At 71.9% G+C, this 16,693-nt stretch carries 16 protein-coding genes; 15 read left to right on the top strand and 1 reads right to left on the bottom strand.

Translation table 11 applies throughout. The annotated features are described in order from the left end of the window. Nucleotides 1-154: 154 nt before the first annotated feature. From D1J60_RS22260 to D1J60_RS22245, 4 genes are read left to right on the top strand one after another with little or no spacing between them, the layout of a single operon-like run. Nucleotides 155-1,258, top strand: a complete 1,104-nt coding sequence (locus tag D1J60_RS22260; RefSeq protein WP_125822273.1) for a substrate-binding domain-containing protein — start codon at nt 155-157, stop codon at nt 1,256-1,258. Next, nucleotides 1,255-2,472: a toxic anion resistance protein gene (locus tag D1J60_RS22255; protein ID WP_125822272.1), complete on the top strand. Its 1,218-nt coding sequence runs from the start codon at nt 1,255-1,257 to the stop codon at nt 2,470-2,472. The genes D1J60_RS22260 and D1J60_RS22255 overlap by 4 nt, the downstream gene beginning before the upstream one ends. Next, on the top strand, nt 2,469-4,139 hold the full coding sequence (locus D1J60_RS22250; RefSeq protein ID WP_125822271.1) for a VWA domain-containing protein: 1,671 nt from the start codon (nt 2,469-2,471) through the stop codon (nt 4,137-4,139). The genes D1J60_RS22255 and D1J60_RS22250 overlap by 4 nt, the downstream gene beginning before the upstream one ends. After that, nucleotides 4,126-4,731 (top strand): hypothetical protein, encoded by a 606-nt coding sequence (locus tag D1J60_RS22245; RefSeq protein ID WP_125822270.1) that lies wholly within the window; start codon nt 4,126-4,128, stop codon nt 4,729-4,731. The genes D1J60_RS22250 and D1J60_RS22245 overlap by 14 nt, the downstream gene beginning before the upstream one ends. Before the next feature lie 37 nt (nt 4,732-4,768). On the opposite strand, the gene D1J60_RS22240 is transcribed toward D1J60_RS22245, so the two are convergent. Then, nucleotides 4,769-5,599, bottom strand: coding sequence for a BTAD domain-containing putative transcriptional regulator (locus tag D1J60_RS22240; protein ID WP_125822269.1), 831 nt, complete (start codon nt 5,597-5,599; stop codon nt 4,769-4,771). A 203-nt stretch (nt 5,600-5,802) separates the two neighbouring features. On the opposite strand from D1J60_RS22240, the gene D1J60_RS22235 reads away from it, so the two are divergent. From D1J60_RS22235 to D1J60_RS22185, 11 genes are all read left to right on the top strand, one after another. Next, nucleotides 5,803-6,666 carry an AfsR/SARP family transcriptional regulator gene (locus tag D1J60_RS22235; RefSeq protein ID WP_125822268.1) on the top strand — a complete coding sequence of 288 codons (864 nt, stop codon included), beginning with the start codon at nt 5,803-5,805 and terminating at the stop codon, nt 6,664-6,666. Between the two features lie 78 nt (nt 6,667-6,744). Beyond that, nucleotides 6,745-7,815 (top strand): SMP-30/gluconolactonase/LRE family protein, encoded by a 1,071-nt coding sequence (locus D1J60_RS22230; protein ID WP_241253362.1) that lies wholly within the window; start codon nt 6,745-6,747, stop codon nt 7,813-7,815. After that, entirely contained in the window at nt 7,812-9,251 is a 1,440-nt protein-coding gene (locus D1J60_RS22225; protein ID WP_125822267.1) for an MFS transporter, read from the top strand. The genes D1J60_RS22230 and D1J60_RS22225 overlap by 4 nt, the downstream gene beginning before the upstream one ends. Before the next feature lie 64 nt (nt 9,252-9,315). Next, nucleotides 9,316-10,368, top strand: a complete 1,053-nt coding sequence (locus D1J60_RS22220; RefSeq protein WP_125822266.1) for an AfsA-related hotdog domain-containing protein — start codon at nt 9,316-9,318, stop codon at nt 10,366-10,368. Further along, complete coding sequence (locus tag D1J60_RS22215; RefSeq protein WP_125822265.1) at nt 10,361-11,017, top strand: HAD family phosphatase; 657 nt, start codon at nt 10,361-10,363, stop codon at nt 11,015-11,017. The genes D1J60_RS22220 and D1J60_RS22215 overlap by 8 nt, the downstream gene beginning before the upstream one ends. A 64-nt stretch (nt 11,018-11,081) precedes the next feature. After that, nucleotides 11,082-11,786, top strand: coding sequence for an SDR family oxidoreductase (locus D1J60_RS22210; RefSeq protein ID WP_164720942.1), 705 nt, complete (start codon nt 11,082-11,084; stop codon nt 11,784-11,786). Nucleotides 11,787-11,858: 72 nt separating this feature from the next. Then, a complete protein-coding gene (locus tag D1J60_RS22205; protein ID WP_125822263.1) occupies nt 11,859-12,293 on the top strand; it encodes an ester cyclase in 435 nt (144 codons plus the stop codon). Between the two features lie 62 nt (nt 12,294-12,355). Beyond that, nucleotides 12,356-12,619 (top strand): acyl carrier protein, encoded by a 264-nt coding sequence (locus tag D1J60_RS22200; RefSeq protein WP_125594598.1) that lies wholly within the window; start codon nt 12,356-12,358, stop codon nt 12,617-12,619. Then, entirely contained in the window at nt 12,619-13,842 is a 1,224-nt protein-coding gene (locus D1J60_RS22195; RefSeq protein WP_241253361.1) for a beta-ketoacyl-[acyl-carrier-protein] synthase family protein, read from the top strand. Before D1J60_RS22200 ends, D1J60_RS22195 begins: the two co-directional genes overlap by 1 nt. After that, nucleotides 13,839-14,969: a beta-ketoacyl synthase N-terminal-like domain-containing protein gene (locus D1J60_RS22190; RefSeq protein WP_125822262.1), complete on the top strand. Its 1,131-nt coding sequence runs from the start codon at nt 13,839-13,841 to the stop codon at nt 14,967-14,969. Before D1J60_RS22195 ends, D1J60_RS22190 begins: the two co-directional genes overlap by 4 nt. A gap of 30 nt (nt 14,970-14,999) precedes the next feature. Next, nucleotides 15,000-16,673, top strand: coding sequence for an NAD(P)/FAD-dependent oxidoreductase (locus tag D1J60_RS22185; protein ID WP_125822261.1), 1,674 nt, complete (start codon nt 15,000-15,002; stop codon nt 16,671-16,673). Nucleotides 16,674-16,693: the final 20 nt, after the last annotated feature.

Below are 16,693 nucleotides of genomic sequence, written 5' to 3'. Positions count from 1 at the left end.
GACGTACTCACACCCATGCCCAGATCCTCCCGCCGCCCGCCCCCTCCCACCAGCACCCGCCCACCCACACAGCATTTCGAAGCGGGACCGTCTGGACACCCCGCGTTCACCCAACGCCCGGCGGAATGTGGGTTTCCGTGAGCAGGCTGCCCCCGTGAGACGCATCCTTGGAATCGCTCTGGCGGTCCTCCTGGTGGGCGGCGTTGTCGCCGTCATCGTCCTCGGGGGTACCGGAACATCAGAGGGCACGGCAACGAAGACCGTGCGTGGCGTCATCGGATCGGAGAAGTCCGAGTTCTTCCGCGATCCCGACGTCGTCAAGGCCCTTGCAGCCAAGGGCTACACCGTGAAGACCGAGACCTCGGGCTCCTGGGCCATGGACCAGCTGGCCCTCAAGGAGTACGACTTCGCCTTCCCCAGCAGCAGCGAACCGGCGGACGAGATCGCCGCGAAGGCGGGGGTGAAGGGCGCGCAGAGCGCGAAGCCCTTCTTCTCCCCGCTCGTGGTCATCGCCCGCGCCAACGCGGCCCGCGTCCTCGCCGACAACGGCCTCGCCCGGATGAACGGCAAGAACACCGGCACGCTCCTGATGGAGCCCTTCCTCAAGGCGGCCGGCGAGGACCGCACCTGGCAGCAGCTCCCCGGCTCCTCGGCCCACGCGGAACTGAGCGGAACGGTCTTCGTCAAGACCTCCGACCCCACCACCTCCAACTCCGGCGCCCTGTTCATCGGCGCCACCTCCAACGTGGCGAACAACAAGACGGTCGTCTCCGACGACGCCGGCATCGAGCGCACCGCGCCCCTCCTCCGGAAGCTGATCTCCGTCCAGGGCTCCCTGGAGCCCAGCACCGACGGGCCCTTCCGGTCCTTCATCAGCGGCAGCGGCGAACCGCTGGTCCTCGCCTACGAGGCGCAGGTCGCCGCACTGCTCATGCAGAAGCAGGCCGGCGGTGAGGCCGCGAGCATGGTCGTGCTGTACCCGGACACGACCGTGAACTCCCCGCACACCTTCGTCCCGCTCGGCGAGAAGGCCACGGAGCTCGGCACGCTCCTCGCCACCGACAAGAAGCTGCGCGAGCTGGCCGTGCGGCACGGTTTCCGCCCCCAGGAGGGGACCGCCGAGTTCTCCGCCGCCACCACTGTGTACGCCGGGTACCTCAACCCGGAGCTGACCGGGATCCGCCAGGTCAGCGCTCCGACCGTGAAGGTCCTGACGGCGCTGGCAGGCCGCGCCAAGGGGCAGGGGGGCACGCCGTGACACCGACACCGCCGCCGCTGACACCGCCGCCGCCGACACCGCCCGAGGACGGGCCGCTGGTGCTGACCGCGCCCAAGCCGGTGCCCGCCGTCCGCCGCGAGCAGGCCCGTGGCCTCGTCCCGCTCCAGGACGGCGTCCGGGAGGAGATGGCCCGCCGGGCCGACGAGTACGTGGACTCCCTCGCCGGGATCGACGCCCGCTCGCCGGAGTTCGCGTCCCGCGTCGGCGACATCACCGCGCTCGGCTCGGCCGACATGCGGACCGCCGCCGGCCAGTCCAACCGGATGCTGGAGCGGGCCGTGCGCTCCCTCGGCGCGGACGGCGGCGGCGACGCCCAGGTCCGGGTGGCGGGGTCGCTGGTCGAGCTGCGCCGCACCGTCGAGGACCTGGACCCGCGGGACGCGCCCGCCAAGGGGGCCCGCAGGCTGCTGGCGAAGCTGCCGGGCGGCAACAGGTTCCGGGACCACGTGGCCAGGTACGCCTCCTCCCAGGACACCCTGAACCGGATCGTCGGCGCGCTGCGCGGCGGTCAGGACGAGCTGCGCCGCGACAACGCCGCCCTGCACACGGAGCGGGCCCGGCTGTGGGAGACGATGGGCCGGCTCCAGGAGTACGCGGTGCTCACCGAGGCCCTGGACGCGGCGGTCGAGCAGCGGATCGCGGAGGCCGAGCGCACCGACCCCGCGCGGGCGGACGCGCTCCGTGCCGACGTGCTGTTCCCGGTGCGGCAGAAGCACCAGGACCTGCTGACGCAGCTGGCGGTGTGCGCGCAGGGCTACCTGGCGATGGACGTGGTCCGGCGCAACAACGAGGAGCTCGTCAAGGGCGTCGACCGGGCGGCGACGACGACCGTCTCGGCACTGCGGATCGCGGTGATGCTGGCGTCGGCGCTCGACAGCCAGCGCAAGGTGGCCGAGCAGGTCGACGCGCTGCGCGGCACCACCGAGGAGCTGATCCGGGGGAACGCGCAGATGCTGGCGACGCAGAGCGGGGAGATCCAGCGGATCGCCGCCGACCCGGCCGTGGGCGCGGAGACGCTCCGTACGGCCTTCGCCCAGATCTACCGGACCCTCGACGCGATCGACACGTTCAAGGTCCAGGCCACGCAGAGCATGGCGGCGACGGTGGAGTCCCTGACGGGCGAGCTGCAGGCGGCTTCGGCGCACCTGGCCCGCACCCGTACGGTAAACGTCCTGGAAGGCGGGGAGCGATGAGCGCGCGCACCACGAGGACGAAGCCGCACGCGGCACGCGTCCGCGGACGGCTCGCCGCGGCGGTGGTCCTGGCCGCGGCCCTGCTGGGCGCGACGGCCTGCACCTCGGACGAACCGACGCCGGGCGGCTCGGGCGGCACGGGCGGCTCCGCGTCCGGCGGCGCCGGGCCGCAGGAGTACAAGGAGGGCCGGCTCCGGGTGCTGGCCTCCAGCGAGCTGTCCGACATGGCGCAGGTCCTGAAGGACGCCAAGGCCGCCACCGGGGTCTCCGTCGACTTCACCTGGTCGGGGACGCTGGACGCGGCCGAGCAGGTGGCCTCGGGGAAGGCGGACGGCAGGTACGACGCGATCTGGCTGTCCTCCAACGACTACCTGCGGCTGCGTCCCGAGGCGGCGGCGAAGCTCGCGAACGAGACGCCGGTGATGTCCTCGCCGGTCGCCGTCGGCGTCAAGCCGGAGGCGCTGGCCCGGCTGGGCTGGAAGCCGGAGGAGGTGACCTGGTCGGCGGTCGAGGAGGCCGTGGCGGCCGGGAGGCTGACGTACGGGATGACGGATCCGGTGCGTTCGAACTCCGGTTTCTCCACGCTCGTGTCGGTCGCCTCGGGGCTGTCCGGCGCGCAGTCGGCGCTGACCGGGGCGGACGTGGAGAAGGCCCGGCCGCGGCTGAAGGAGTTCTTCAAGGGGCAGAAGCTGACCTCCGGTTCCTCGGGCTGGCTCGCGACGGCGTACGCGAAGCGGGACGACGTGGACGCGCTGGTCAACTACGAGTCGGTGCTGCTGTCGATGAACGACAGGGCGAAGTCCCCGCTGAAGGTGATCCGCCCGAAGGACGGGGTGGTGACGGCGCACTACCCGCTGACGCTGCTGACGTCGGCTCCGGCGGGGGCGCGGGAGTCCGGCCGGCTGCTGACGGAGTACCTGCGGGGTGACGCGGCGCAGAAGGCGATCACGCAGAGGACGTTCCGGCGGCCGGTGGCGGCCGGGGTGGCTCCGGCGGCCGGGCTGGACCCGGCCGTGCGCCGCGAACTGCCGTTCCCGGGGGCCCGGTCGGTGGCGGACGGGCTGCTGGCCTCGTACGAGAACGAGCTGCGCCGGCCCTCGCGGACGGTGTACGTGCTGGACACCTCGGGTTCGATGGAGGAGGCGGACCGGATCGGGAGGCTGCGTTCGGCGCTCACCGACCTGACGGGGACGGGGAGTTCGGGGACGGGGCAGCGGTTCCGGGACCGCGAGGAGGTGACGCTGCTGCCGTTCGGGGACAAGGTGAAGAAGGTGCTGACGCACGTGGTCGAGCCGGGCAATCCGGGGCCGGCTCTGGACGCGATCCGGGGTGACGTGACGTCGCTGCGCCCGGAGGGCGGTACGGCCGTCTACGCCAGTCTGAAGGCCGCGTACCAGCACCTTGGGCAGGGCGACGCGGACGCGTTCACCTCGATCGTGCTGATGACGGACGGGCAGAGCGGGGACAAGGTGAAGGACTTCGACTCCTTCTACGCCGGGCTGCCGCAGGCGCAGAAGCGCACGCCGGTGTTCGCGGTGCTGTTCGGGGATTCGGACCGCAAGGAGCTGACGCACATCACGGAGCTGACCGGTGGCCGGCTCTTCGACGCGACGGACGGGAACGGTTCGCTGGACGGAGCCTTCGAGGAGATCCGTGGTTACCAGTAGGGCGCTCTCGTACCTGGAGTCGCGGAAGAACCTGTGGGGCAGCGCCTGCGGGCTCCTCGGGCTGGGCCTGACGCTGGCGGGGGTGGCGGGGGCGTACTGGCCGGCGGTGGTCGCGGGGCTGTACGGGGCGGGTGCGCTGGTCGCGCCGCCCGACCGGACCCCGCCGCCGCCGTTCCCCGGCCCCGCGGAGCAGCTGGGCCTCGTACGGGAGGACCTGGGCCGGCTGCGCGGTTACGTGGCGGGGGTGGAGCTGCCGCCGGCCGCCGAGGGGAAGCTGAGCGAGCTGCTGGACCTGTACGCGGCCCTGCTGGACCCGGGGTGGCCGGCGCAGGTCCTGGCGGCCGAGGCGGAGGCGGTGCACGCGCTGGCGCGGGCGGTCCGGCTGGACGTGCCGGAGTGCGTGGACACGTACAACCGGACCCGCTGGTGGACCCGGCTGACGCCGGGCGGGGAGTCCCCGGAGCGTCATCTGGAGCGGCAGTTGTCGCTGCTGTCGGAGGAAGCGGAACGCCTGACGGCGGAGCTCCAGGACCGGGAGGCCCTTCGGCAGCAGACGCACACGGCCTATCTGGAAGGCCGCCGGGAGCCCTAGGGTCTGTCGGATCGGGCGCCGCCCGCCGGCGGGGCGGTCACCGGGGGGTGGTCGCCGGCCTGCCGGCGCGCGGGAGGACGGACCACGGGGGCTGTGCGGGGGAGCCGTCGGGGTTCGGTTCGAGGACCAGGTCCATGAGCCGGCGGGTGCCGGGCAGCGGGCTCAGGCCGAGTTCTTCGCCCAGGATCCGCTCCAGTGCCCGGTAGGCCTGGAGGGCCTCGGTCCGGCGCCCGCAGCGGTGGAGCGCGGCGATGAGGTGGCCGTGGAACCACTCGTGGTGCGGGTGGTCGTGGACCAGGAGGCGCAGTTGCGGGATCACCTCGCGGTAGCGGCCGAGCCGGACGGTGATCTCGATGTGGAGTTCCAGTGCCTGGACGTACAGCTCCTCCAGGCGGGCCCGGCGGCCGGCCAGGACGTGTCCGACGGGGATGTTGGAGACCAGGGGCCCTCGTCTGATGGCGAGGGCCCTCTTCATGTGGGCGGAGGCGGTTTCGGCGTCGCCCCGGCCCAGTTCGGCCTCCGCGCGCAGGACGAGGTCTTCGAGTTCCCGCACGTCGGTGGCCTGGTGGTCTTCGAGGTGGAGCATGTAGCCGGAGGGGCACGTGATCAGGACGGGCCGGGACGTTTCTCCGGCCGAGAGTTCGTCGAGCCGCCTGCGGGCGTGGTGGATGTGGGTCTGGGCCGTCGCGAGGGCGGTGCGCGGGGGGCTTTCCCGCCAGAGTTCGCGGACCAGGGTGTCCGAGCCGACGACCTGGCCCGGCTGGGTGGCGAGCAGGGCCAGGGCCTGGGCGACCTTGGGCGGTCCCGGGGTGTGGGACGTGCCGTCGGCCGTGACGATGAGGAAGGGTCCGAGGAGTCTCAGACGCATCGTGCACTCTCCTTTCCGGGGGCCCGGACGCCCGCGTCATCGAGGACCGTCGGAGGTTTCAATTGGTTCTCGGCAGCATAGCTTTGGTCTTCTTCCGGCCAACCTCGGCGCGTTCCGGGTGATCGGATTGCCTCCAAGGAGGCATGGGGGGTGCACCATAGGACGTCTGTCCGGATCCGTGCGGTGCTCCTAGATTCGTAGTCATGCCGCTGTTGATGCCGCAGCCGATCACCTCCGACAACGGGTCCCGGCCCGATCTCCTCGACGATTGGCTGGCCGCCCACTCCACCCGCCCTGAGCGAAATCCTGAATTCCGTGTTCTGGGTCCGCTCGAAATGCGCCACGGCGCTTCTGTTTACCGCCCCCGCGGTCCCAAGGTGCGCAAACTGCTGGCCCTCCTCATCGTCCGGGCCAACGAAACCGTGCCGGTGGACCACCTGATCGACGAGCTGTGGGAAGGCGACCCGCCGGCCACGGCGGTCAACACGGTCCGCACGCACGTCTACCACCTGCGCCAGGAGCTCGGTCAGTGGCTCGGGCACGAGGCGGTGCAGGACCTGCTCACCACGGAGGCGACCGGGTACTCGCTCAACGCGGAGGAACACCAGACCGATCTGGCCGTCTTCCGCAGGACCTGCGCCCTGGGCCATCAGGAGCTGCGGGCCGGACACCTGGAAGCGGCATACGAGAGCTTCGGCGACGCGCTCGCCACGTGGCGGGGGCCCGCCCTGGCCGACGTACGCCAGGGGCACGTCCTCGCGGCACACGCCCGGGAGATCGAGGAGCTCCAGCTCCACGCCCAGGAGAAGTGGATCGAGGTGGCCATGCGGCTGGGCTACTACCGCGAGGTCCTGCCCCAGCTGCGGAACCTGGTCGCCAGCCACCCGTACAACGAATGGCTGCACGCACGGCTGATCGACGCCCTGCACCGGTCGGGCCGGCGGGGCGACGCCCTGCGCGCCTTCCAGGACGTACGCACCGTCCTGGCGCACGAACTCGGCCTGGAGCCCTCGGACGACCTGAGGCGCGTGCAGCGGTGCGTGCTGGTCGGCAGCCGGGCCTCCTGACCGGCCGCCGGCCCGCCCCCGGCACTCCCACCCCCACCCCACCCCCTTGCCCCGTACCGTTCGAGAGAAGGAAGAACAGTGTTCCGTTCACTGCCCTTAGCGGCAGCCGCGGCCGGCGTGGCCGTGCTCGCGTCCATCGCGCCGCTCGCGCTGCCGGCCGTCGCCGTGGCGGAGCCGCTCCCCGCGGCCGCCCGGTCCGTGAGCCTCCACCAGGGCGCCGACGTCATCACCGGCCGGGCGGCCGAGCTCTACCCGGAGGGCATCGCCTGGGACCCGACCCGGCGTGCGTTCCTGGTCGGCTCCGCCTCCCAGGGCAACCTCTCGGTGATCGGCCAGGACGGCGGCATCAAGGAGCTGGCGCCGAGCATCGGCATGGTGTCGACCCTCGGCATCCGCGTCGACGTGGCCCGCAACCGCATCCTGGTCGCCTACAGCGACTTCTGGGTCCGCCAGCGCCTGGACGTCGGCGACCAGCCGCCGACCTCGGGCGTGGCCGTCTTCGCCCTGGACACCGGCAAGCTGCAGCGCAAGGTGGACGTGGCGGGCGGGCGCGGACGCACCTTCGCCAACGACCTCACCTTCGACCGCCGCGGGAACATCTACGTCACGGACTCCGTGTCGGACACGATCCAGCGGATCGGCCTCGACGGCAAGGTCACCCCGGTGGTCACCGACCCCCGCTTCGCCGCCGACATCGTCGGTCTGAACGGGATCGTCTGGCACCCGGACGGCTACCTGCTCGCCGTGCGCTACGACACCGGCCTCATGTTCAGGATCAACCCGAACGCGCCGGCGCACCGCCGGGTGACCGAGGTCAAGCTCCCCCGGCCGCTGGTCGGCACCGACGGCCTCGGGCTGCGTCCCGACGGCTCCCTGGTCGTCGTCACCAACTCGATCGGCGCCGCCGTGGGCGTGCCCGGCGGGGTGGACGCGGTGACCGTCCTGGAGTCGAAGGACGGCTGGCGCACCGCGGGCTTCAGCAAGCGGGTGGACCCGTGGGCCACCCAGGGCCCGACGACGGTGGCGGTGACCCCGCACGGCGACTACGTCCTCAGCGGTGACGTCGGCGAGCTCATGGCCGGCCGGACCTCGGACCTGGTCACCCTCCGCCGCATTCCGGGCTCGGAGTCCGGGGGGTACGGCCGATGATGGCGACGAACAAGGGGCCGGCCGCCGTCTGGGCGCTGGTGGCCACTTCCCTGCCGATGTTCATGGTGTCGCTGGACAACCTGGTCGTCACCAACGCCCTGCCCGAGATCGCCGAGCAGTTCAGCGTCAAGCAGTCCGAGCTGCAGTGGGTGATGAACGGCTACGTGCTGGCCTTCGCCGGTCTGCTGCTGGCGGGTGCGGCGCTGGGTGACCGCTTCGGCCGCCGCCGGGTCTTCCTGTGGGGCGTCGGGCTCTTCACGGCCTCCTCCATCGGCTGTGCGGTGGCCGACTCGGTCGCCACGCTGGTGGTCGCCCGCGTGCTCCAGGGCGCCGGCGCGGCGGCGATCCTTCCGGTCTCGCTCACCCTGGCCGTCGCCGCCGTCTCCCGGGAGAAGCGCAACGCCGCCGTCGGTGTGTGGGGCGGCGTCAACGGCCTCGGCATCGCGGTCGGTCCGCTGGCCGGCGGCCTGGTGACCGAGCAGATCGACTGGAGCTGGATCTTCTGGATCAACGTGCCGGTCGGCGTCATCGCCCTGCCCCTCGCCTTCTGGGCGGTCAAGGAGAGCAAGGGCGAGGAACGGAACCTGAACGTCCGCAGCATGGTGCTGGTCACCGGCTCGGTCGTGGCGGCGGTCTGGGGCATCGTCCACGCCGCGGACCACGGCTGGACCCAGAGCACCACGCTGGTCGGACTGGGCGTCGCGGTGGTGCTGGCGGTCGCGTTCATCATGAACGAACGCAGGAGCGCGAGCCCGCTGATCCCGCTGCACATGTACCGCGTCCCGGCCTTCGTGCTCAGCAACGTGGTGTCGATCACGATGTACTTCGGCGTCTTCGGATCGATCTTCTTCCTGAGCCAGTTCCTCCAGGGCCCGATGGGCTTCTCGCCCTTCGAGGCGGGACTGCGCACCCTCCCGTGGACCGTCGCCCCGATGATCGTGGTGCCCGTCGCGATGGGCTTCGTGGACCGCGTCGGCGGCGGGATCCTGCAGGCGGTGGGCTGTGCCCTCCAGGGCCTCGGCCTCGGCTGGATCGCCCTGATCGTCACCCCGGACGTCGGCTACGGCTCCATGGTGCCCGCCCTGGCCCTGGCCGGCATCGGCATGGGCCTCGTCTTCGCCGGCAACCCGGCCACGGTGATCTCCGCGGTGCGGGAGAGCGAGCACAACAAGGCCTCCGGCGCGAACAACACCAGCCGCGAGTTCGGCGGTGCGCTGGGTGTCGCCGCCCTGACGGCGGTCTTCAGCCGGCAGTTCGCCGGCGCCGGCACCGGCGACGCGCGGGCGGCCTTCACGGACAGCCTCCAGTCGGCCCTGTGGATCGGCACGGCGGTGGTCCTGCTGGGCGCGGTGAGCGCCCTGTTCATCAGGCGCCGTGCGACGCAGGACGGCCCCGGCGCCGTCGAGCCGGAGCGGGTGTCGGTCCCGGTCGGCTGACCGCGGCCCTGCCCACCCGCAAGCCAACCGTTCACTTCGGAGAAGTGGTCTGGAGGGAAGACGTATGACCACGCAGGTGATTGAGGACGCCACCTCTTCTGTGATCCAGGACATCGACTACGGCCGCACCATCGAACGGGCACTCGTGCACCGTTCCGCGATTACCGAAGTCTTCGTCACGGATGTTCAAACGCTGCGGCCCATGGCGGTGACGGCTGGAATTCACCTTCCGCTGACCCATCTCTATTACAGTGACCACCGGTCGCGGCCAAAGCTGCACGATTCCCTGATTTTCCTGGAGGCGGGGCGACAGGTATCGATCGCGGGTTCCCACGTTCACGTGGGAATTCCGATCGACACCATCGCCATCGTGAACACCTTCCAGTTCCAGATGAAGAATCTGTACGCTCTGGAAGTGGGCCGGGAAACCGGAACCCCGCGGATCGACACCGACTTCTTCGGTACCCCGGCCCGCAACGGCCGGTTCCGCAAGGGCCGGCTCGTCCAGCGGATCCACATGGGTGACGTGCACGTCGGCGACCACTCCATGGACGTGCTCTTCCTGAAGAAGCACGAGAACGAGATCCTGCGCCAGGCGCAGCGCGGCACACCGGCACCGCTGAGCTCGCAGTTCACCGAGGACGTCGTGTCCCGCACGGCCGGGCGCGTCGCCCCCGAACTGGTGGGCCGCGACAACCCGCTGAACGTCGTCCTCACCGAACCGCAGGTCACCGGCGACTCGGTCGTGGCCCAGGTCGTACCGCGCTTCGACAACCCGGCGCTGTTCGACCACGCCTACGACCACCTGCCGGCGATGACCCTGGTCGAGGCGGCCCGCCAGGTGGCGGTCTACTCGGCCGGCACCGCCGGCCGGGCCCCCGGGGAGGCCCCCCTGCCGGTGTACGCCTCCGGCTTCGAGGCGGAGTTCCACCGCTTCGCGGAGCTGGACGTACCCCTGACGGTGTCGGCGGACCGGGTACCGGCCGGCCCCGGGCGCCACGTGATCCGCGTCCGGTTCCTCCAGGACGCGCAGGAGATCGCGGCGCTCACCGTCACCGTCGACGACGCATCGCGCATCCCGCATCCCGTACTCCAGCCGAGGAACCACCATGCCTGACAGCACCGCGCCCCGACTGGCGATCTGGTCGGACTTCGGAGGCGTCCTCACCCCTCCGCTCGGCCACACCATGGAGAAGTTCTGCGCCTCCATGGGCGTCGACCAGGCCGTCCTCGGACGGGCCCTGGCCACCGTCACCGCCCGGTACGGCACGACCGACATCATGCTGCCGATCGACACGCCGCTGGTGACGGAGGAGGAGTGGCTCCGCGAGATCGGTGACGTGCTGGAATCCGAGCACGGCGTCACCCTCCGCCTCACCACGATGGCGGACGCCTGGTTCGACGGCCGGGAGACCAACCACGCCTGGGTGTCCCAGCTGCGCAAGGCGCGCGACCGGGGGGCTTTCGTCGGGATGCTCTCGAACATGGTGCCCGCCTGGGACCGGCACTGGCGGCGGATGATCGACCCCTCCGCGCTCTTCGACGACGTCCTGCTCTCCTTCGAGACGGGTCACCGCAAGCCGTCCCCCGGCATGTTCGAACTCGCCGCGCGGCGGGCGGGCGTCGCCCCGGAGCGCTGCGTGCTCGTGGACGACCTGCCGCACAACTGCGCCGGCGCCGAGGCGGCCGGATGGCGGACGGTTCTCTTCACCGACGCCGAGAGCGCCGCCGCCCGGCTCGAATCCCTGTGGGACGAGGTCGCATGAGCCGGCCGTCCCCGACACCGCCACCACCACAAGGCCCGTGGCGACACGACAAGAGGAGGTGCACATGAGTCGCTCCGTACTCGTCACCGGCGGAAACCGGGGCATCGGACTCGCCACCGCAGAGGCCTTGGCCGCCGAGGGGAACAAGGTCGCGATCACCTACCGCAGCGGGGAGCCGCCCCCCGGCTTCTACGCCGTGCGGTGCGACGTGACCGACCCCGACGACGTCAGGGCGGCGGTCGAGGACGTGACCATCCAGCAGGGCCCCGTCGAGGTGCTGGTCTCCAACGCCGGCATCACCCGCGACCAGCTGCTGATCGGCATGCCGGACGAGGACTTCCGGGCGGTGATGGAGACCAACTTCCAGGCCGCCGTCACCGTCACCCGCGAGGTCATCCCGGCGATGATCAAGGCCCGCTGGGGCCGTCTGATCTACATGTCGTCGATGAGCGGCATGGCCGGCGCCCCCGGCCAGACCAACTACGCCTCCTCCAAGGCGGCGCTGATCGGCTTCGCCCGGTCGCTCGCCATCGAGGTCGGCCGCCGCAACATCACGGTCAACGTGGTGTCCCCCGGCCTGATCGAGACCGACATGGTCCAGGACATCACCGACACCCGCCGGGAGCAGGCCCTGGCCAGGACCGCCCTGGCCCGCCCCGGCACCGCCGCCGAGGTCGCCGCCGCCGTGCGCTTCCTCGCCGGCGACGACGCCTCGTACGTGACCGCGGGCGTCATCCCGGTCACCGGCGGCCTCGGCGCCGGCCACTGAGCCGGCCCCGTACCCACCGACCACCGACACCCCGAACATCCCGAACATCCCGACCGATTCAGGAGCAGTGTCATGAGCAACGAAGCACTCGAACTCGCCATGGAGATGGGCAAGGTCTTCAACGACCTCAACGAGGAGGCCGCCCACAAGTACATCGGCGCCGAGTTCATCGACCACGAGGCCCCTCCCGGCACCCCGGGCGGCCCGCTCGGCTACCTCGGCACCGCCCGCTGGGTCCACAGCGCCTTCGCCGGCGCCACGTGGGAGCACCTGGACAGCTTCTCCGAGGGCGACCGCGCCATCCTGCGGCTGCGCTTCACCGGCAAGCACGTCGGCAACTTCCTCGGCTTCGAGGCCAGCCAGCGCGACGTCGACGTCGAGCAGACCCACATCTACCGCATCGAGAACGGCCTGGTCGTCGAGCACTGGGGCTACCGCCAGGACCTGCTGATGCTGGCGCAGATGGGCGCCATCACCCTCCAGCCGCCGACCGCCCCGGCCGCGTAGTTCCCGCCGCCCCGTCCCGTCCCACCACCACACACCATCGCCATCCAGGAAGAGGAAACGTCATGAGCGCCCAGACTGTCGACCTGAGAACCGACCTCGAGGCCCAGGTCCGCGAGATCGTCAACGAGGAGCTGGAGCTGGAGGACGGTGAACTGACCTACGACGGCCACTTCATCGACGACTACGAGAGCGACTCCCTCACCCTCATCACCGTCGTCTCCCGCATCGAGAAGGAGCTCGGCTACGTGATCCCCAAGGAGGAGCTGGAGTCCCTGGAGACGCTGCGCTCCCTCCTGGTGGCCGTCGAAGGATGCGCGGGCAACTGATGCCTGACACGCCCTTGCGACGAGTCGTCATCACGGGGCTCGGAGCGGTCAGCCCGGTCGGCATCGGTGCGGAGGTCTTCGCCGGTGCCGTCCGGGCGGGCCGGGTCGGCATCGAGCCGATCCGCAGCTTCGACGCCAGTCCGTTCCCCAGCCGGAACGCCGCCGAGGTCAACGACTTCGAGCCGGCGGAGATCCTGCGCCGGCTCGACCCCGACCGGTGGGGACGCAGCGGGCTCCTCGCGGCCGCGGCCGCCCGCCTGGCCGTCGAGGACTCCGGCATCGAGCCCGAGGTCCTCTCCTCCAGCCGGTCCGGCTCCATCATGGGCACCACCAGCGGCGAGTCCGCGGTCGGCCAGAGCCTGGGCGGCCAGTGGCTCACCCAGGGCCTCAAGGGCCTGGAGCCCCGTCTGGTCGGGCAGATGCCGGCCAGCCAGATCGCCAACGCGGTGAACGCCGAACTCGGCCTGTCCGGCGACGCCCAGACCATCCCGACCGCCTGCTCGGCCAGCAACTACGCGCTGGGCTACGCCTTCGACATGGTGCGCAGCGGCGAGGCCGACTTCATGCTGGCCGGCGGCGCGGACGTGGTGAACCGGCTGACCCACTCCGGGTTCTACGCCCTGGGGGCCATGGCCGCCGACCTGCCGCGGCCGTTCGACGCCAACCGGGGCGGCATCGTCACCGGCGAGGGCGGGGCGGCGCTGCTGCTCGAACCCCTCGACCACGCGCTGGCCCGTGGTGCCCGCATCTACGCGGAGGTCCTCGGCTACGCCGCGAACTGCGACGCCGAGCACATGGTGCACCCGGACGCGACGAGCATCGCCGCGTGCATCCGGGCCGCCCACCGCAACGCCGGGGTCACCCCGGAGCAGATCGACTACATCTGCGCGCACGGCACGGGTACGCCCACCAACGACTCGACCGAGGTGAACGCGGTCCGCCAGGTGTTCGGTGACCGGCTGCCGCCCATCAGCTCGATCAAGTCCATGCTCGGCCACACCATGGGCGCGGCCAGCGGCTTCGGTGCCATCGCCTCCTGCAAGGCCCTGGAGCAGGGGTTCCTGCCGCCCACGGCCAACCTGGTGGAGATCGACCCGGAGCTGGGTCCCGGCGTGGACGTCGTTCCCGGCCGGGGACGCGACGCCCGGGTGGAGATCGTCCAGAACCACGGTTTCGCCTTCGGCGGCAACAACGTCATCACCATTCTCGGGAGGTACTCGTGACCACAGCGGCGCCCGTGCGGCCGTTGACCGTCGTCAGCGCCGGGGTGGTCTCCAGCGCCGGCTACGGCCTGGCCCCCCTGGCCGCCCTGCTGGACGGGGAGGCCGCAGCGGGCGCCGACGCGGGACCCGGCGCCGGGGACTACCCCCCGCGTCCGGTCCGGCCGGTTCCCGGCTTCAAGCTCGCCGACCACCTGGGACGCAAGGGCATCAAGTACCTGGACCGCCTCACCGGCCTGAGCCTGGTCGCCTGCAAGCAGGCGCTGGAATCGGCCGGTCCGGACGGGGCCGGCGCGGAGCCGGCCCGGACCGGTGTGGTTCTGGCCACCAACACCGGCAGCATCGCCGGGTACACCGACCTGCTGTACGACACGCTGACGCTGGACAAGCCGCAGCTGATCAACCCCGGCAAGTTCTCCAACAGCGTGATGAACGTCAGCGCCGGCCAGATGGCCATCCGGCACGGCTTCAAGGGCCTGAACGCCACGGTGGCCGGCGGGCGCAGTGCCAGTCTCTACGCCTTCCGCCACGCCCGGATGGCCATGTCGGTCGGGCACGCCGACCGGCTGCTGGTGGGCGGTTCCGAGGAGCTGAGTGCTCCGACGGCCTGGGCGTGGCACCACGCCGGGACGCTGAGCGAGCGGGCGCCGGTCGGCGAGGGCTCGGCGGTCTTCGTCGTCACGTCCGATCCGACCGCCGAGGAGCAGGAGACCGCCCTCGCGGACCTGCTGGCCTGCGAGGTGGGCTACAACGGCTGGGCGGGCCTCAACCAGCGCCAGGAGGGGCGGCGCGGGCTGACCCACGGGCTGGCCGCGGCCATCACCCGGGTGCTGGAGCGCAGCGCGGTCCGTGCCGAGGACGTGGACGTGGTGTCCCTGGGCGCCACCCACCACCTGGGGCTGGAGCGGCTGGAGGAACGGGCGGTCCGGCTCGCGCTCGGGCACCTGCCGCAGCAGGTGCGCGTCGGCGAGGTGCTGGGCGAGACGTACAGCGCCAGCGGCGCCATGCAGCTCGCGGGCCTGCTCGCCCACTGGCGCGGCAAGCCGTCCGAGCGGCCTCGTGTCGGCCTGGTCACGTCGGTCGGCCATGACGGGAACGCCGGTGCGCTGATCGTGCGCAGCCGGGTCTGAGTGCACAGGGCGAGAAGGGGACGGTTACCCGTGGATCGGGATGAGTGGGACGCCATCGTCGTCGGCAGTGGCATCGGCGGCCTGGTGTGTGCGGCGTACCTCGCGGCCGACGGCCGGCGGGTGCTGGTGCTGGAACAGCACGACGTGGCGGGCGGCAACAGCCACGTCTTCCGCCGCCGCCGGGCTTACGAGTTCGACGTGGGCGTCCACTATCTCGGCGACTGCGGTCCGGACGGGGTGCTGCCCGCGGTCCTGTCCGGCCTCGGGCTGGGCGGGCGGGTCTCCTTCCGGGAGATGGACCGGGACGGCTTCGACAGGATCGCGCTGCCGGACCTGACCGTGGACGTCCCGACGGGCTGGGACCGGTACGCGCAGCGGCTGTCGCAGGCGCTTCCGGAGGATGCCGCGGGCATCCTGCTGTTCACCGACGTGTGCGCCGCCATCGCGGACGAGACCCGTTCGCTGATGCTGTCGCGGGGCGAGCTGTCCGTGTCCGACCTGATGGCCCGCACGCCGGTGACGGCCCGCTGGGGACGGCGTACGGTCTCGGAACTGTTCGACCACTGCGGCCTGTCCCCGCGGGCGCGGACGGTGCTGGCCGCCCAGTCGCCCAACTACGGGATGGGGGCGCGGCAGGCCGTCGTGTCCATGCACGCGGCCGTCACCGACCACTACCTGCGGGGTGCCTACTATCCGGAGGGCGGTGGCCAGGTGCTGGCGGCCTCGCTGGTCGAGGCGCTGGAGGCGCACGGCGGGGAGCTCCGCACCCGCAGCCGGGTCGGCCGGATCCTCGTGGAGGACGGCAGGGCCGCCGGGGTGGAGACGAGGGACGGCGAGGTGCTCAGGGCCCCCCTCGTGATCTCGAACGCGGACTACCGCAGGACCGTGCTGGACCTGGTGGGCGAGGAGCACTTCGGCCGCCGGCTGGTGGCCAAGACCCGGCAGGCGGAGATGGCGCTGCCCTTCGCGACGCTCTACATCGCGCTGGACCGGGAGCTGCCGGCCCGTCCGAACGCGAACCTGTGGTGGTACCGCGGCGACGACATCGAGGCCGCCTACCAGGATCTGGCCGACGAGCGCGTGGACGAGGTGCCGCTGCTGTTCTTCTCCTTCGCCTCGCTGAAGGATCCGGGCGCCCGCAACGTCTGCCCGCCCGGGCACAGCAACTTCCAGGTGATGACCCTCTGCCCGCCCGGGTACGGGTTCTGGGGTGTCGGGGAGGGGCCCGCGGCCGGTGAGCGGTACCGGCGCAACGCGGGTTACCAGGACCGCAAGGCGCGGCTGACCGAGGCGATGCTGAGGGCCGCCGAGGAGGCGATCGGCCCCTTCCGGGAGCACATCGTGCACTTGGAGGCGGCGACGCCGATCTCGCACGAGCGGTACACGCTCGCGACCGGCGGGACGCCCTACGGGCTGGCCCACTGGGGCGGCGTCGGCGGCCGGCCCGACACGGCCACCACGGTCGAGGGGCTGTACGTGGTGGGTGCCAGCACCCGGTACGGCAGCGGGATCACCGGTGCGGCCGTCGGCGGGATGGCGTGCGCCGGCCAGATCACGGGACGCCGGCTGCTCGCCGAGGTCCACGCGGGCGCGGTGCTGGGCGACCCGGACCTGCTCCCGCCGCGCGCGGCCGGCTGGGACCCGCTGGCGGTCTCCCGCGGGGCCGGCCGGCGCGGCGCGCGCGGCCTGGCCCGGATCGGCTGATCCCGGCCGGCCGGCCGGGA

It is taken from the genome of Streptomyces sp. W1SF4, assembly GCF_003950035.1.
Classification (GTDB): domain Bacteria; phylum Actinomycetota; class Actinomycetes; order Streptomycetales; family Streptomycetaceae; genus Streptomyces; species Streptomyces racemochromogenes.
This window is presented reverse-complemented; position numbering and strand designations above follow the sequence as displayed.

Excerpts from the sequence above, each read along its gene's own strand:
- D1J60_RS22215 (WP_125822265.1), top strand. The coding sequence starts at position 10,361 with ATGCCTGACAGCACCGCGCCCCGACTGGCGATCTGGTCGGACTTCGGA.
- D1J60_RS22225 (WP_125822267.1), top strand. The coding sequence starts at position 7,812 with ATGATGGCGACGAACAAGGGGCCGGCCGCCGTCTGGGCGCTGGTGGCC.
- D1J60_RS22240 (WP_125822269.1), bottom strand. The coding sequence starts at position 5,599 with ATGCGTCTGAGACTCCTCGGACCCTTCCTCATCGTCACGGCCGACGGC.
- D1J60_RS22205 (WP_125822263.1), top strand. The coding sequence starts at position 11,859 with ATGAGCAACGAAGCACTCGAACTCGCCATGGAGATGGGCAAGGTCTTC.
- D1J60_RS22210 (WP_164720942.1), top strand. The coding sequence starts at position 11,082 with ATGAGTCGCTCCGTACTCGTCACCGGCGGAAACCGGGGCATCGGACTC.
- D1J60_RS22200 (WP_125594598.1), top strand. The coding sequence starts at position 12,356 with ATGAGCGCCCAGACTGTCGACCTGAGAACCGACCTCGAGGCCCAGGTC.
- D1J60_RS22235 (WP_125822268.1), top strand. The coding sequence starts at position 5,803 with ATGCCGCTGTTGATGCCGCAGCCGATCACCTCCGACAACGGGTCCCGG.
- D1J60_RS22220 (WP_125822266.1), top strand. The coding sequence starts at position 9,316 with ATGACCACGCAGGTGATTGAGGACGCCACCTCTTCTGTGATCCAGGAC.
- D1J60_RS22195 (WP_241253361.1), top strand. The coding sequence starts at position 12,619 with ATGCCTGACACGCCCTTGCGACGAGTCGTCATCACGGGGCTCGGAGCG.
- D1J60_RS22250 (WP_125822271.1), top strand. The coding sequence starts at position 2,469 with ATGAGCGCGCGCACCACGAGGACGAAGCCGCACGCGGCACGCGTCCGC.